17 protein-coding genes are annotated in these 14,432 nt (G+C 43.8%); 4 read left to right on the top strand and 13 right to left on the bottom strand.

All coding sequences use genetic code 11. The features are described 5' to 3' along the window. Nucleotides 1-94: 94 nt before the first annotated feature. The 6 genes from NPE20_RS23690 to NPE20_RS23665 form a co-directional block, all read right to left on the bottom strand. Nucleotides 95-1,012 carry a helix-turn-helix domain-containing protein gene (locus NPE20_RS23690; RefSeq protein ID WP_256541184.1) on the bottom strand — a complete coding sequence of 306 codons (918 nt, stop codon included), beginning with the start codon at nt 1,010-1,012 and terminating at the stop codon, nt 95-97. Between the two features lie 15 nt (nt 1,013-1,027). Then, nucleotides 1,028-1,921 (bottom strand): NmrA family NAD(P)-binding protein, encoded by an 894-nt coding sequence (locus NPE20_RS23685; protein ID WP_256541183.1) that lies wholly within the window; start codon nt 1,919-1,921, stop codon nt 1,028-1,030. 213 nt (nt 1,922-2,134) lie between these two features. Beyond that, a complete protein-coding gene (locus NPE20_RS23680; RefSeq protein WP_256541182.1) occupies nt 2,135-3,541 on the bottom strand; it encodes a P-loop NTPase family protein in 1,407 nt (468 codons plus the stop codon). A gap of 11 nt (nt 3,542-3,552) precedes the next feature. Continuing rightward, complete coding sequence (locus tag NPE20_RS23675) at nt 3,553-4,350, bottom strand: hypothetical protein (protein ID WP_256541181.1); 798 nt, start codon at nt 4,348-4,350, stop codon at nt 3,553-3,555. Nucleotides 4,351-4,371: 21 nt separating this feature from the next. Next, complete coding sequence (locus NPE20_RS23670) at nt 4,372-4,872, bottom strand: heavy-metal-associated domain-containing protein (protein WP_256541180.1); 501 nt, start codon at nt 4,870-4,872, stop codon at nt 4,372-4,374. Between the two features lie 57 nt (nt 4,873-4,929). Next, nucleotides 4,930-5,319, bottom strand: coding sequence for an HYC_CC_PP family protein (locus NPE20_RS23665; RefSeq protein ID WP_256541179.1), 390 nt, complete (start codon nt 5,317-5,319; stop codon nt 4,930-4,932). A gap of 121 nt (nt 5,320-5,440) precedes the next feature. On the opposite strand from NPE20_RS23665, the gene NPE20_RS23660 reads away from it, so the two are divergent. Next, entirely contained in the window at nt 5,441-6,355 is a 915-nt protein-coding gene (locus NPE20_RS23660; protein WP_256541178.1) for a DUF6607 family protein, read from the top strand. A 193-nt stretch (nt 6,356-6,548) separates the two neighbouring features. On the opposite strand, the gene NPE20_RS23655 is transcribed toward NPE20_RS23660, so the two are convergent. The 7 genes from NPE20_RS23655 to NPE20_RS23625 form a co-directional block, all read right to left on the bottom strand. Next, complete coding sequence (locus NPE20_RS23655) at nt 6,549-7,037, bottom strand: DUF3347 domain-containing protein (RefSeq protein WP_256541177.1); 489 nt, start codon at nt 7,035-7,037, stop codon at nt 6,549-6,551. A gap of 3 nt (nt 7,038-7,040) precedes the next feature. After that, nucleotides 7,041-7,427 (bottom strand): hypothetical protein, encoded by a 387-nt coding sequence (locus tag NPE20_RS23650; protein ID WP_256541176.1) that lies wholly within the window; start codon nt 7,425-7,427, stop codon nt 7,041-7,043. Nucleotides 7,428-7,443: 16 nt separating this feature from the next. Continuing rightward, nucleotides 7,444-7,881 (bottom strand): low molecular weight protein-tyrosine-phosphatase, encoded by a 438-nt coding sequence (locus NPE20_RS23645; protein WP_256541175.1) that lies wholly within the window; start codon nt 7,879-7,881, stop codon nt 7,444-7,446. Nucleotides 7,882-7,903: 22 nt separating this feature from the next. Beyond that, nucleotides 7,904-8,704: a S1/P1 nuclease gene (locus NPE20_RS23640; protein WP_256541174.1), complete on the bottom strand. Its 801-nt coding sequence runs from the start codon at nt 8,702-8,704 to the stop codon at nt 7,904-7,906. 3 nt (nt 8,705-8,707) lie between these two features. Beyond that, nucleotides 8,708-9,229, bottom strand: a complete 522-nt coding sequence (locus NPE20_RS23635; RefSeq protein ID WP_256541173.1) for a fumarate hydratase — start codon at nt 9,227-9,229, stop codon at nt 8,708-8,710. Between the two features lie 47 nt (nt 9,230-9,276). Then, the gene (gene fumC, locus NPE20_RS23630; protein WP_256541172.1) at nt 9,277-10,674 is read right to left on the bottom strand and encodes a class II fumarate hydratase; all 1,398 of its coding nucleotides are present in this window, start codon (nt 10,672-10,674) and stop codon (nt 9,277-9,279) included. 83 nt (nt 10,675-10,757) lie between these two features. Then, nucleotides 10,758-11,699, bottom strand: a complete 942-nt coding sequence (locus tag NPE20_RS23625) for a tetratricopeptide repeat protein (protein WP_256541171.1) — start codon at nt 11,697-11,699, stop codon at nt 10,758-10,760. A gap of 147 nt (nt 11,700-11,846) precedes the next feature. Here NPE20_RS23625 and NPE20_RS23620 point away from each other — a divergent pair, with 147 nt between their 5' ends. The 3 genes from NPE20_RS23620 (at nt 11,847) to NPE20_RS23610 (ending at nt 14,252) form a co-directional block, all read left to right on the top strand. Continuing rightward, on the top strand, nt 11,847-13,058 hold the full coding sequence (locus NPE20_RS23620; protein ID WP_256541170.1) for a serine hydrolase domain-containing protein: 1,212 nt from the start codon (nt 11,847-11,849) through the stop codon (nt 13,056-13,058). Nucleotides 13,059-13,178: 120 nt separating this feature from the next. Beyond that, nucleotides 13,179-13,493, top strand: a complete 315-nt coding sequence (locus NPE20_RS23615) for a YbaB/EbfC family nucleoid-associated protein (protein ID WP_256541169.1) — start codon at nt 13,179-13,181, stop codon at nt 13,491-13,493. An 81-nt stretch (nt 13,494-13,574) separates the two neighbouring features. After that, on the top strand, nt 13,575-14,252 hold the full coding sequence (locus NPE20_RS23610; RefSeq protein ID WP_256541168.1) for a metal-dependent hydrolase: 678 nt from the start codon (nt 13,575-13,577) through the stop codon (nt 14,250-14,252). Nucleotides 14,253-14,432 lie beyond the last annotated feature (180 nt).

Below are 14,432 nucleotides of genomic sequence, written 5' to 3'. Positions count from 1 at the left end.
ACTGGCTTTTTTGTGGTTGTTTTTGGACGTTTGAAAGTCGTTTTTTGGCGATTAATTTGCGCTAAAAAGTGCATTAAATGGCGTATTTTCCTCATCAATTGAACGACTGCCTGAACTCCAACGGCGAAAGGTTGGTTTTTGTCTTGAATAATTTACTAAACGACTGCGGATGTTCAAAACCTAGTTCGTATGCAATTTCACTCACCGATAAACCGGTGGTGGATAACCTTTCCTTTGCCTTTTCAATCAGCTTTTCGTGGATGTGCTGCTGGGTGCTTTGGCCGGTTAATACTTTAAGCATCCCGCTTAAGTAATTGGGCGATACGTTCAGTTTTTCGGCAATGTGCCCAACGGTGGGTAGACCCTGTTTCGCTAAGGCATCGCTGTTAAAATACTGAGCAAGCATCTCCTCTAAACGATTGAGAATGTTATGGTTGGTTATTTTCCGGGTGATAAACTGCCGGTGATAAAACCGGTCGGCATAGTTAAGTAATAATTCCAGCTGGGCAATAATTACGTTCTGACTAAACTTGTCAATGTTTGAATGATATTCCTGCTGAATGCCTTGTATAATGCCCTCCAGGGTGGTTTCTTCCTTATCCGACAGGAACAGCGCCTCATTTACCGAGTAGTCGAAATACTCATATTGCTTAATGTTTTTGGCTAAGGGCGTATTCCACAAAAAGTCGGGGTGCACCAATAACATCCACCCCGACTGCTGTACTACCGTATCTTCCCTCACCTCAATCTTTAGAACCTGCCCCGGCGACATAAAGAACATAATACCTTCATCAAAATCGTATTGCTGCTGGCCGTACCGCAACCGGATATTAAAATTCCGCTTTAGCGAGATAGAATAAAAATCATACATAAAGCCCCCTTCATTGGCAGGTAAGTGTTTAACCAATGCCAAATCAATCACGCTGATTAAAGGGTGCTCGGGCTTAGGTAAGCCCCTAAACTGATGAAATTCGCTGATGGTTTTAAACCTGCGGGGTTGGGTAGTTGCCATAATACAAGATACTTATTATTGGTTAAAGGCGACGGCAAATTCCTTTGCAAAGTCCGACAGCTTTACTTTGCCCATAACCTCCGGCCTGTTGCTAAAATAATCCTCTGATAACACCCCTGTGTGAAGGCTGGCATACATTTCCACTAAGCCCGCGGCAATTTGTGGGTTCATTCCGGCTGTTTCTAAACCGCTTTGCATCTGTTGGTTACTAACCAGTATCCACTTTAAATTGGGCTTGTCAATGGCCGTGCCTAAGATACTTGCCGTTTGGTTGCCTGTAAGTTCTTCGCTTGCTACATAGCGCACTTTTTTACCAATAAGCGGTGTTTCTAACTCTTCAACTATCGCGGCAGCAATATCTATCGGCGATACCCATGGAATTATCTCTTCGGCACCGTAGTTAGCCGCGATAACGCCCTGGCTTTTTATCATGCCTAAATAACCGTACAAGTTGTACATAAAAGCAACGGGGCGCATAAATGTAACGGCAACATCGGTTAAATTGTTCAGCATAACTTCAACATCATGATGGGCGAGGATTATACCGGAGTCTTTATCTAAATGGGCGCCTATGCTGCTCAGGTGGATCGCACGCTTCACACCCGAAGCTTCGATAGCTTGCACATAATTGTTACCGATATTGTGGCAATAGGCCGTCAAATCGAGGTTATGATCGAAGTAGTTGGCGGGAGGTACCATACAATATACGGCATCGGCGCCGGTAAAGGTGGCTATGAGAAAATTTAGGTCTTCTAATGAGCCAATGGCAGCCGTAGCACCTAATGCTTCAATGTCTTTTTGTTTTTCGGGGTTACTGCTGATAACCGTAACCGCATGTCCTTTTTGCACCAACTCTTCGGTTAGTGGCTTGCTGATGTGTCCTAACGAACCTGTTACTATAATTTTCATTCCTTTTGTTTTGATCTAACAAAGGTCTGTAACGGCAAAGGAGCGGATGTAGCCAAATCTACTGTTGTTGTAGTCGAAAAGGGGGTTGTTTGCCGACTGTGAGCTGCAATGATGTGGTGTGGTTGGGGAAATGCAAATATTAATTCCCCCTCACGGGAGGGCAAGGAGGGGGAATTAATATAAAAAGAGGCGCTTTTGGCGCCTCTTTTTGGTTTACATATTCATCATATCATGATCCATTTTGCGTTTACTAACGCCCAGTTTTGTAAGGGATGGCGTTATGCGCAAATAAACCTGGAAGCCCAGCGGAGCTGTGCCGTAAAGCGGCCTAAGTGCTTTTGGTGAGGCGTTCAGCGTAGCTTGAAGACCAACGGTTAAGTTGGTTTGCTTGATTGTGGTCAAGATACGGTTTGTACCCAGTGTTACAGCGTTAATGGTAAAATTGGGATCCCCTGGAAAGAGAGTTTCCAGATCCAGCTCACCGGCATCTTTTTTTACGTATTCGTAACGGCCGTAAATAGCGGTTTTGTTTAGCTGCAGGCTATTCTCTAACAATACGGCAGGCTGTGTTTTACCGTGATGCCGGTTTTGTCCGTATACCAACGTGGTAGCTACGTAGCTGCTTTCGCCCAGCGCTTTTGTGTGTATGGCCGATGCGGTAAAGCGGTTAACATTATCATCCGGCTCGGCTTCTTCGGGGCTTTTCAACCAGCCGTTTGATACCTGTAACGCCCACTCCTTCGATGGGTTAACAGACAGGCGCACCGAGTAAGAATCGAACTTGGGCTTATCAAAATCATAACGGTGCTCATCGGGTTCACGCCCTGTAAAAATGGAGCCCTCCAGCTTTACATTTTTATAGCGGAAACCCAACGTAGCCGTACCAAACGTAATATGCGTGGCATCAGCATAATGGTGACTTAGCGGCGCATCGGGATTATTCATGGCCGAAATACGGTGCATAAATACCGGCGGACCAAGTGCAGGTTCGCCCGGCATACCAACCGAAAGGGAAATATCCGTGTTCTTAGCTACCCGTTGCGTATAGGCAACGCTCAGTTCGGCAAACAGATCGTGCGGGTGCTGGCGGTCTACCAGTTTATTGCCGCGGTACGATTCGCCGGTTTGATACAGCAATGGGTACCCACCCGCGCCAACGGTAAAGGGATCAAGCGAGAACATGGTGTTGATGGCAAACAAGCCGTTACTACCTACCTTGCGCTGCGCCATGTACATAAACCAATTGGGCACATCAAACTGACTGCCGCCACGACTGCCCTTGTTAAACAGGTCCTGCTTATTATATCGCGCAAAAAAGCTTCCGTGAAACATGTGCATCCACTTTTTACCATGCACCATATACATATACATCGGTGTTTCATCGGGCAACCAGGATGTACCCGATCCATCACGATTCATCGGCAGATCTAACGAGAACTGGCTGGTCATGCTCATGTGGTGGGTGGTATCGTGCTGCATTTCGGCCATCATTTTGGCATGGTCATGCGGCGCGGCTTTTTTGGTGGTATCCTTATTCATATGCTGCATGTGGTCCATTTGCTGCGCCCGGGCAGCAGTGGCCGTTATCAGCACGGTTAATATTAAAATATATCGTTTCATTAGGTGAACATCTATAGGTTAAAAAAATTGTACTCAAACCGTATCAAATACATGTTGGCGCTGTTGCGCTGCATGTTATTGTACAACGGGGTACGATAAGAAAAATCCAGCCGGCAAACGCTGTTGAAGATCAGCTGCAGGGCCGGGGCAACATCCAGGTAACTTTGCGCGTAACCCGGGTTGGTTTTGCCCAGCAATTCGGCATACAGGTTTAAGTTAACCTGGTTATAACTGGTATATTGCTTTGGCAGCAGTAAATACCCTGCAGATAAAGTATAGGCCAGAGCGTTTTTAGCGCCTGTAATGTCGCCATAATCATTAGCACTATTCAATCCCCGCAAATAACTTGCCGAACCCGAGAGGGCCAGTTTATGCAGCAATTGCGTAAACACCACGCCACCCTGCACGCCGGAATTATCCCCCTCTAAGGCAATCTCCTGCATGTTGTAAGGGTTTCTGCTGATAGCCGCCTTGCCAAATATCGCCCCGCGAAAATGAGCCTGCACTGTATCGATAGAAAGAAACCTGTATTTGGCATAAAAGCTTCCGCCTTCAAAGCGTTGATTACTTTGATAGAAGTTGGAATTATACAAAGCACCGTGCAGCATCAGTTTGCCCGATGCACCATACATCGCCTCAACCGTAGTTCGGTTCTTAAACACCGGCGAAAAAAAGCCTTGGTTCTCTAACCGTATGCCTAACGAGTGCGCAGCCATATTGCTGGCAGGTTCGGTATTTACATATAATTCTTGCGAATGCGCGCTGTACGCCAATGCCGTAAGGCAAAAAGCCAATAAAATAACTTTCATAAAAATGATTTTAGAAAGCGCTTAAATTGCTAAATGATAGGTACGGCCTGTAGCTGTTGCGGCTTCTTCAGGGGTTTTGCCCAGGTGTTTTTTGGTTACCGATTTTGGCGCGAAACCTTGATCTACAATGGTTAAGGATACCGGCCCGCTCAACGCTTTATCGGCATTTAACAGTTTGTAGGTATTGCTGCCATAGGTAAAAGTATTATCGGCTACCTTGGTGTTATCAAAGTTGAATGTAGTTTTCAGATAATTCACCGAAAAGCCCGAGCTTTTAACCTTCTTACTGATCTGTTCAAAATCTACAGGCACATCGTTTTTAAATATGATAACGTAGATATTACGCATCAAGTCAGGCTTTATCTCGCTTACAAAAGGCAGTGCTTTCAGCGATTTTTCGGTAGTACGTGCGCACAGGGAGCAGGTAAGGCCGCTAACTTGTAGTTCGGCTTTGGTAAATTGTGCTTTTGCAACAGTAACAGTTGCTATAAAAAGGATGATAAATATTTTAAGAGTTTTCATGTTTTTAAAATTGAAATTGAATTAATAAGTTAAAATCTTGCGTAGGCAGATAACTTATCAGATCTTCAAATTTCGATTTTTAATAAAAACAGGGGTGCTTTGCTTGGGTGTATCAGGCGGGCCGTGGTCAAACAGTTTTTCTAACAGCTCTTTATGTGCCGATAAGAAGAAATCGTCTAATGACAGCCTTGGCAGCTCGAAACCAAAGACCTTGGCAATAAATGAGGTTGGCTGGCTTTCGTGGCTATCCTTAACTTTTACATCAAGCTTAGTATCCTTACAGCATTTCATTTTGCTTTTAGCTGTTGGCTCGGAACAGCTTTTAGCCGGGGCGTTTATTTTTACTGCAGCAACACGGTTACCACAATAATGTAAGTTCAGGGCAAAGCCAGATGCTGTAGTTAAATACAGCAGTACCAACAATAATATCCCCGACTTTTTAAACATAAAGCAAAAATACATTATTAACTTCCTGATTTCAAAGACTTAATTAATTTTTTTATTGTCGAAGTATTGTAAAATAAATAATAATGCTTTTCTTTGTTTAGATTTAATCTAAATAAACATAATGAAAAAAATTATATTCTTCTTATCACTTTGCATTTGCGCTATCAGCGTATCTGCACAATCTAAATTTGAGCAGGATAGGGCTGCTATCAAATCATTAGCCGGCTACTATAAAGTAACCTTTAACTATGCGGAAACCTTTGCGCCGGATACAGCATATAAATTCCATCCGCGCTACCACTCATGGGGTTACGAGTGGGCTATAGTTGTTGAAGATTCACCAAAAAAGATCGCTATTCAGCATTTATTGGTTGTTGGCGATAGCATGGTTATTAAACACTGGCGCGAAGACTGGGTTTATGAACAACCTACCATACTCGCGTTCGACAAAGAAAACACCTGGAAGAAAGTCACTCTTAAACCTGCTGATGTAAAAGGCCGCTGGATCCAAAAAGTTTACCAGGTTGATGACAGCCCGCGATATGAAAGTATTGGCACCTGGGTACATGTTGATGGCCGCCATGAATGGCAAAGCAAAACAGATTCGCCCCTGCCACGCCGCGAATTTACCAAACGCAGCGATTACAATGTACTTGCCCGTGGTAACCGCATTTACCTAACCCCGCAAGGCTGGATGTATGAGCAGGATAACAACAAAGTTGTACGTTCTGCCGATGGCGATAAGATAATAGCGCAGGAAAAAGGCTACGAAGAATTCACCAAAGTTGATGAGGCTAAATTTGCTTACGCCAAAAAATGGTGGTCAGGCCAGCAAAGCTACTGGACAGATGTTCGCGCTGCGTGGGATACTGTTTTCGCTAAGAACGCTACCATTAAGTTAGGCGGTAAAAAAGACGGCAAGCTGCTTTACGAGCAATTATTCGCGTTAGCCGAAAAATCTGAAAAAGAAAAATGGAGCTCAGATAAAAACAAAGAAGAAACCATTAAGGTGATCAACGTTTATTTGGCTTCGTAATATTTCATCTACCTATGAAAGGGAAAAGGCCTTGCGTTTGCAAGGCCTTTCTTTGTTTAGTATTTTCCTGATGATTTAATGGTGACGTAGTTTTGTCAGCACCTTATTTTCAACAGTCCTTATTATCAGTCATTTATAGGTTAACGACGGCGTTCACGGCCGTGAACGTGAACACTTTCTCACGCAACTTATATTATTTAGCCCCTTTCAAGGTAGCCGTAACCTTACCGCACTCCAGCATAACATCGCCATAGTATGGGTTGCGGATATCTTCAGATTCGCTTAACCAGGCGGCCTTTTTCATTGGGCAATACTGCTGATAAACAGTAGTGCTATTTAGCTTTAAGCCAGATAGTAACGAATACATGTTTTTAGATAAACTGGCAAAATGCTCGCGCTGATGATCAATAAGGGTGGTTTCGCTAATATGGCGACTATCAAATTTTAGTTTATCCAGATAGGTAGTCAACAGCTTTTGTTGCGCAGGCTGTAACCCTTTGACCGGGGCTGACAATGCGGCAAGCAATTCAGTAGAGCGTGTTTTGGCCAATGTGGCGTTGCTGCCAACTAATGCATTTTTAACGCCAATATACGACGTAGTTAGTTTATCAACTGCTGTGTTTTGCGCAGTGGCCATAAACACGGTACAGGTTAATATTAAGCTTACAAATAGTGCTTTCATAATTTATTTTTGAGATGGATGTCTTGAAAATATAATGCCGAATAGTATTGCAAAAATTGAATAAATGGCCGCTATGATCCAAACGGCATAGTGCAGATGAATATTGCTTACAACAGCCTTCACTAAAGCCACACCACCAATAAAAAAGTGTGCAAAATTAGCTATGGCGATGGGCCTGTTATAAATACCGCCAATTATGGCCCCCTTAGCCATCCAGTTGAGCATGGCAAAGGCAAAAAACAAAGCGCCCATTATTTGTAACTGCAGCTGATAAATTTTGCTGAAACCCAAGCCTGTAAAGGTGGTTATCTCTTGTGGCATAAAGGTGAAGGCAAGGCCAATTGCAGCTAAAAAAATGGCGCTGAGAACCATTATAGGTTTAGTATTCATTCACCTAAGATATCAATTAATGGCTGTATTGTTTAATGATCTCCTTACAGCCTGCCTCTATCAGTTTAAAAACCGGGGCAAACTGGGCATCGTCATAATACGGGTCGGGGACTATCTTATCGCCTAAAAGCATCTTTACTTTCTTACGGTCTTCATCATTACGGGCCATAGCCAGAACATTGCTCAGGTTGCTTTTATCCATCACGAGGATCAGATCGAACTCGTCAAAATCACTTGCACGGAACAAACGGCAAACCTGTTTGCTAATGTCTATCCCCTCATCGCGGGCGGCTTTGATTGAACGCCTGTCGGGTGCGCTACCGATGTGCCAGTCGCCGGTACCTGCGGAGTCGACTTGCCAATCCAGTCCGGCTTTATCTGCAAGGTGCTGCATAATCCCCTCCGCCAGTGGCGAACGGCATATATTACCCAGGCAAACCATTAGTATTTTCATGATGCGGATGTGCACATTTAATTTACGCGCCAAATATCTGGTTCAACAAGCCGGCTAACCTAACACCGCCTTTTACAAGCTGGTTGTTAAGTATGCCAATGTATTCAAAATTGTATTTGTAAACATTCACTTTATCGCCGTCTTTAACGCCTGCGTAGATCTTTGCAGCCAACTGGTTAGATTCAAACAACCATTGGCTAACAGGTGCCTTTTGCCATTCGCTGCGTTGCGCCGGAGTAGTATAATTTATCCAATTCACATATTCGGTATAGCTTAATTGCTGAAAATCTATCAGCTGGCTATCCCAAATAGAGTGCAGGTTGGTGGGGTTATTAAACCAGGTTAGTTTAATGTCGTTACCCCCTTTATCGGCTAAATGGCCGGTATGCATTGGTTGATGTATATCTTCAACCATGTGTATCAGCATGCGCAGGGCAAGCAGCTTATTGCTTTTGGTAAGGTTTTTCTTTTTCAATTCGCCAACCAAAAAATTTATTTTAGTGTAAGCATCAACAGAGGTATCCTGTTTTAAGAATGCCTGCATTTCCGGGTAGCTGTATTCTTTATCAAAGTTTACAAAGTGCCAGTTGTAAAGGTAATTATATTGCGGATCAGATTTTATAAAATCGGCCCAGTTGCTGGTCATAGCAATAGATTCGTTACCTAAAATGGCTTTGATGGCCGCGCGTGCTTTTGCATTAAGGTAGCTATCGGCAATTTGCCCGCTAATACGGTGCCCGTTTGTTCCCCATGCCATTGATTGCAGCGGCAGGTATATAATAACTACAGCTAATAATATTCTTTTTACTACTGTTATTTTCATCTTTTAAAGTGGTTTCGGGTTACAGGTGCTTCTTTTTATTAAATGCGCGTTAATTGATATCACGCTTGATGTTGGGTTAAACTGAACTACAGAATCGGTTTTCTTAATTACCTTAAAACTCTCCTCGTACACGCCCGAACGGAAACAGCCTGTTGGGTCTTTGTAACTATAATCGGCATTACAGAACAGGCCTCTTACATGCAGTGTATCATCCTTTTGTTCGTATACGCCCTTCGCGTATTCTGTCCAGCTGCCTCCTTTGGTACAGCTATCGGCGCCGGTATTTGCTTTACTAAAGGTTTTAATGCTCACAAAAAACGAATCGCAATTGAATTTAAGGTTATATAAAGAATAACTTACCAATTGCTTCTGCATTGTTACACTATCTTGCTGCCACTCGCCCTGCAGGTAGCTTTCGCCCGGCGTTTGCATATCGGGGTTAAACTTACAGCCAGTTTGCAGCAGGCAGATTGCAGTTAGCAAAAGGCTAAAGGCTAAAAGACGAAAGCTGATTTTTTTTTGCATACAAATAAAAAAGCCCCTCTCCGCTGGAGAGGGGTTTGGGTGAGGCTTTATTTTAATCCGCCTATCATATCTTCGGGGCGTACCCATTCGTCAAACTGCTCGTTGGTTAGGTAACCCAGGCCAACTGCTGCTTCGCGAAGCGATTTGTTTTCTTTTAGTGCTGTTTTGGCAATTTTAGCCGCGTTTTCGTAACCAATATGCGGGTTAAGTGCGGTAACCAGCATCAGGGAGTTTTCCAGGTGCTTTTTAATACCGTCGTAGTTTGGTTCGATACCAACTGCGCAATGATCATTGAATGATACGCAGGCATCACCAATTAAACGTGCCGATTGCAGGAAGTTTGCAGCCATCAATGGTTTAAATACATTCAGCTCGTAGTGGCCGTTTGATCCCCCGATAGAAATGGCCACATCATTACCCATTACCTGTGCGGCAACCATGGTAACCGCTTCGTTTTGCGTTGGGTTAACTTTGCCCGGCATTATAGATGAACCCGGCTCGTTATCGGGGATATGGATCTCACCAATACCCGAGCGCGGACCGGAAGCCAGCATCCTGATATCGTTAGCGATCTTCATTAAAGAAACCGCTATTTGTTTTAAAGCGCCGTGGCTTTCCACAATAGCATCATGCGCAGCTAAAGCTTCAAATTTATTTTCGGCAGTGATAAATGGCAGGTTGGTGAATTTGGCAATGTACTCGGCCACCTTTATATCATATCCTTTGGGAGTATTGATGCCCGTACCAACCGCTGTACCACCAAGGGCGAGTTCGCTCAGGTGATCAAAGGTGTTACGCAAGGCTTTTAAACCGTGGTTCAGTTGCGATACATAACCAGAAAACTCCTGGCCTAAAGTAAGTGGCGTAGCATCCATTAAGTGGGTACGGCCAATTTTAACTACGCTTTTAAACGCTTCGCTTTTTGCCTGCAAAGTATCACGCAGTTTCTCTATCCCGGGGATAGTTACATCGATCAATATTTTGTATGCAGCAATGTGCATAGCAGTTGGGTAAGTATCATTTGATGATTGCGATTTGTTCACGTCATCATTAGGGTGGATAAAGGTTTTGCCTTCGCCCAGTTTGTTACCCTGCAATACGTGCGCACGGTTAGCAACCACCTCGTTCACGTTCATGTTTGATTGCGTACCCGAACCCGTTTGCCATATCACCAGCGGAAACTCGTTTGCCAGTGAACCGGCCAGGATCTCATCGCACACCTGAGCTATCAGGTCACGTTTATCGGCAGGTAAAACCCCCAGATCGGTATTGGTATAAGCCGCTGCTTTTTTAAGATAAGCAAAGGCATCTATAATTTCCTTCGGCATAGAAGCCTCGGGGCCTATTTTAAAATTGTTGCGCGAGCGCTCGGTTTGCGCGCCCCAGTATTTGTCGGCGGGCACCTGTACCGCGCCCATGGTATCATGTTCGGTTCTGAAACTCATATTGATAGTATGTTTTTGCAGGTGCAAATTTAGGGTTTTATGTGGTTAAGGCCACTATCACGAAGTAATCTTTTTAGTACATTCTATTGCACCCGGGTTTCTTTAGCCCACTTATTTAATTCGCCAACTTTTGCTGCATTATCCTGAATCCATTTAGCATTTTCCGGGAAGCTGCTTTGGCTGATAACCCTTGCAAATGTTGGCAGGTTATCCGTTTGGGATAGCTTGTAATAGTAATCGGCAAATTTGTACTTACTGCCAAAGGCTGTAAAAAGTTCTTTTAGTTGCGCAGTGAGCAAGGCTGTCGGCGATGCATATTTACGGGTCATGAAACCGGCCAGTATTTTGGTGATTGCCTTGTTTTGCGCAAAGGCTTCTGCTTTAACCGTAGCGGTTGGCTGGTAACCGGCCTCGGCTTGCAATGTTCCCCTTTGCAGGATGTTCTGCAGGTTGCCAAAGGCCTCTTTGCTTCGGGCGCTGTTTGGCTCCAGTTGTAGGAAACGGGAAAACCCAAGTAAGGCATCGGCGCGTTTATTTTGATGGAAGGTTGCCAATGCATACATCCGCACACTGCCCGCATCAGCCGAATCTCGTTTGATGGCGCTTATAAAACTTTGTTCTGCATCCGGGTATTGTTTACTGCGATATTGAACGATACCTAAATTATAGTAAATACGCTGATTGGTACTATCTGTTTTGATGCCATTTTTGTAGGCGGCAATTGCTTTTAGAAACTGGTTGGCATTACCATAAATGCTACCTAACAAACTGTACGATGCGGCGGTTAACTGCACGCTTGAATTACCTTTTATTGCTTTTTCTATATAGGGGATACCCTCGGTACCTTTGCCGCTTGCAAAAAGGGTAAACGCCAGTTCATAATTAGCGCGGGTGTTTTCGGGCTCTATAGTTAGAGCGCTTTTGTACTTTTCAGTAGCTTCGGTGTATTTTTTTTGCGCGCTTAATTGCTGGCCTTCTTTTATAAGACTGCCTGCATCCTGAGCCCGGGAAATGCCGGTTGCCATTATAATCAAGAGCAGTGTTCTCGCTAAAAATCTCATCCTCAAATTTAAGAGTTTATATTTTGTTGAAACATTAATTGAATTTTAATCTTATACCTCCTATATAATTTCTAATTTTCGCCTTCGTTTAAAGTGAAAGAATTTTTGTCTATGAAACAAGTGTGCACTACTGCCATTTCTACTATATTTTCCCTGCTCGCATTTACTTCCTGCTCATCCAGCAATGGCGATAACAAAAAGGGCATAGCCGATAATGGCAAGCCATTTAATACCACCGAACTGCTTAAGTATGACCCCGCTAAAGCCGATAAAAAAATTGACGAATTTATGCAGCACCTGCATAAGGTAAGCGGTTTTAACGGCAATGTGCTCGTAGCTAAAAAAGGTAAAATAATTTATGAAGGAGCCTTCGGTTGGGCCAACCACCTAACCCGCGACAGCCTAAAGCTAAGCTCCCAATTCGAGCTGGCATCGGTCACCAAAACCATGACGGGTACCGCTATTATGCAGCTTTGGGAAAAAGGAAAGATCAGGCTGGACCAAAATGTTAAAGATTTCTTTCCGGATTTTCCATATGATGGGGTAACCATCCGCCTGCTGCTTACCCATCGTAGCGGCATGATGAACTACGTTTACTTTGTGGATAACATTTACCGCAGCCAGCACCTTAACCAAAAGAAAGGCCTTACCAACAAAGAGGCTATGGACCTGATAGCTAAATACAAGCCAGCTCGTTTTAACAAACCCAACGCCAGCTTCTTATACAACAACAGCAACTTTATGGTGCTGGGCGCCATTATAGAAAAAGTTACCGGCATGACTTACGCCGATTACATGAAAGAAAACATTTTTAAACCTGCCGGGATGACACATACCGCGGTATACTCTAAAGCGGTTTATGATAAAATACCGGCCGATGTAGTTGGACATGATCGCAACAGCTGGAAATATTCGGTAGCGCAAAACTTTTTAGATGGCCCCGTAGGCGACAAAGGTATATACAGTACCGTTGCCGACCTGTACATTTTTGACCAGGCCCTTAAAGCCGGCCGTTTGATAAAACAGGCCACACAAGATTCTGCCTATACCGGTCACAACCCAATGATCCGTGGGCATTTTAACTATGGCTACGGCTGGAGGATATTTGAAAGCCCGGGTCAGAAAGTGGTTTACCACACCGGATGGTGGCACGGCTTTCGCCATATATTTTTGCGTGATATGAAAAACGATGTTACCATTGTTTTGTTAGGTAATGTAGTTAACGGCAGTTTGCTGCACCTTGACGATCTGTTTAAAATGACCGGCATGCCGGTAGTTCGAAAAGGGGCCTATAACGGCGCCGGCGATACAGCGGAGGATTAAGCTTCAGATGTGCAAATGCGTGAATATGCAGATGTGCGGATGAGTATCTAATATTTAACAACCTGGATATGCAATGATCTGCACATACGCACATTTGCATATCTGCACATTTAAAACATTATGTTCGATAAATTAATGGAAGCCCAGCAAAAAGCTGGCGAAGTAAAAAAACGCTTAGATGCCATTAGCGTTACAGGCACTGCCGAAGGTGGCAAAATTACCGTACAGGCCAATGGCAATAAAGTAGTACAGTCGGTAAATATTGATGCAGCCTTTTTTAAGGAGGCTGATAAAGAAGAACTGGAAGAACTGCTGGTTGTTGCTATTAACAAAGCCATGGAACAGGCGGACAATGTTAGCCAAAGCGAAATGGCAGCTATAACCAGCGCTATGTTGGGCGGCATGGGTGGCTTAGGCAATCTGTTTGGCAAATAAGTTATTAAAAAGCAATCCGGGCATAACATAGGGCGTTTTATACTATAAGTAATTCGCGCTTTAAAACTTGAATCATTTACCATGAAACTTACCTATTATGGTCAATCCACTATCGAGATAGTGGCCAATGGCAAAACATTATTATTCGATCCATTTATCACCCCAAACAATCTGGCTAAACATATTGATGTAAACAGCCTTAAGCCCGATTATATCCTGGTATCACATGGCCATGGCGACCACGTTGCCGACCTGATAACTGTTCAAAAGAACAGTGGGGCCAAAGTTATCTGCATTGCCGAAATTGCAGGCTGGCTGGGTAAGCAAGATATTACCAATGTGCACGGCATGAACATTGGTGGCGGCTTTAACTTTGATTTTGGCCGTGTTAAAATGGTGAACGCCGTACATTCAAGCGCATTGCCCGATGGTTCTAACGGTGGTAACCCCGCGGGTTTTGTGATCTATTCGGAAGATAAAGCGATTTACTTTGCAGGCGATACGGCGCTTACCTATGACATGAAGCTGTTGGAAGACGAAAACCTGAGTTGGGCAATCCTCCCTATAGGCGATAATTATACCATGGGTGCCGATGATGCTATTAAAGCCGCGGCATTTGTTAACTGTAAAAATGTTATTGGTATACATTACGATTCGTTCCCGGTGATAAAAATAGACAAGGAAGAAGTTGCAGGTAAATTTGAAAAAGCCGGGCTTAACTTAAAACTACCTGCCATTGGCGACAGTGTAGAATTATAAAAAGATAAATTCACAAAAAAGCCTCCCGCTTAGCAGGAGGCTTTTTTGTTTAGAAGAGTGTAGCGTCCTAAAATAAGTTGACACAAAAAGTGTTAACAGATGAAAGAACAAGAAGTTAAGGTTTACCAAAGGAAGACCCAAAAAGATTACAGTTTAGCGTTCAAACTGGAGATTGTGGAC

The sequence above is a fragment of the Mucilaginibacter aquariorum genome (assembly GCF_024498135.1).
GTDB classification, from domain to species: Bacteria; Bacteroidota; Bacteroidia; order Sphingobacteriales; family Sphingobacteriaceae; genus Mucilaginibacter; species Mucilaginibacter aquariorum.
The sequence above is the reverse complement of the archived record's forward strand: the minus strand, read 5'-3'. Positions and strand labels throughout refer to the sequence as shown.

Excerpts from the sequence above, each read along its gene's own strand:
- NPE20_RS23620 (WP_256541170.1), top strand. The coding sequence starts at position 11,847 with ATGAAACAAGTGTGCACTACTGCCATTTCTACTATATTTTCCCTGCTC.
- NPE20_RS23670 (WP_256541180.1), bottom strand. The coding sequence starts at position 4,872 with ATGAAAACTCTTAAAATATTTATCATCCTTTTTATAGCAACTGTTACT.
- NPE20_RS23675 (WP_256541181.1), bottom strand. The coding sequence starts at position 4,350 with ATGAAAGTTATTTTATTGGCTTTTTGCCTTACGGCATTGGCGTACAGC.
- NPE20_RS23680 (WP_256541182.1), bottom strand. The coding sequence starts at position 3,541 with ATGAAACGATATATTTTAATATTAACCGTGCTGATAACGGCCACTGCT.
- NPE20_RS23625 (WP_256541171.1), bottom strand. The coding sequence starts at position 11,699 with ATGGCAACCGGCATTTCCCGGGCTCAGGATGCAGGCAGTCTTATAAAA.
- NPE20_RS23640 (WP_256541174.1), bottom strand. The coding sequence starts at position 8,704 with ATGAAAATAACAGTAGTAAAAAGAATATTATTAGCTGTAGTTATTATA.
- NPE20_RS23665 (WP_256541179.1), bottom strand. The coding sequence starts at position 5,319 with ATGTTTAAAAAGTCGGGGATATTATTGTTGGTACTGCTGTATTTAACT.
- NPE20_RS23615 (WP_256541169.1), top strand. The coding sequence starts at position 13,179 with ATGTTCGATAAATTAATGGAAGCCCAGCAAAAAGCTGGCGAAGTAAAA.
- fumC (WP_256541172.1), bottom strand. The coding sequence starts at position 10,674 with ATGAGTTTCAGAACCGAACATGATACCATGGGCGCGGTACAGGTGCCC.
- NPE20_RS23660 (WP_256541178.1), top strand. The coding sequence starts at position 5,441 with ATGAAAAAAATTATATTCTTCTTATCACTTTGCATTTGCGCTATCAGC.
- NPE20_RS23635 (WP_256541173.1), bottom strand. The coding sequence starts at position 9,229 with ATGCAAAAAAAAATCAGCTTTCGTCTTTTAGCCTTTAGCCTTTTGCTA.
- NPE20_RS23655 (WP_256541177.1), bottom strand. The coding sequence starts at position 7,037 with ATGAAAGCACTATTTGTAAGCTTAATATTAACCTGTACCGTGTTTATG.
- NPE20_RS23690 (WP_256541184.1), bottom strand. The coding sequence starts at position 1,012 with ATGGCAACTACCCAACCCCGCAGGTTTAAAACCATCAGCGAATTTCAT.
- NPE20_RS23685 (WP_256541183.1), bottom strand. The coding sequence starts at position 1,921 with ATGAAAATTATAGTAACAGGTTCGTTAGGACACATCAGCAAGCCACTA.
- NPE20_RS23645 (WP_256541175.1), bottom strand. The coding sequence starts at position 7,881 with ATGAAAATACTAATGGTTTGCCTGGGTAATATATGCCGTTCGCCACTG.
- NPE20_RS23610 (WP_256541168.1), top strand. The coding sequence starts at position 13,575 with ATGAAACTTACCTATTATGGTCAATCCACTATCGAGATAGTGGCCAAT.
- NPE20_RS23650 (WP_256541176.1), bottom strand. The coding sequence starts at position 7,427 with ATGAATACTAAACCTATAATGGTTCTCAGCGCCATTTTTTTAGCTGCA.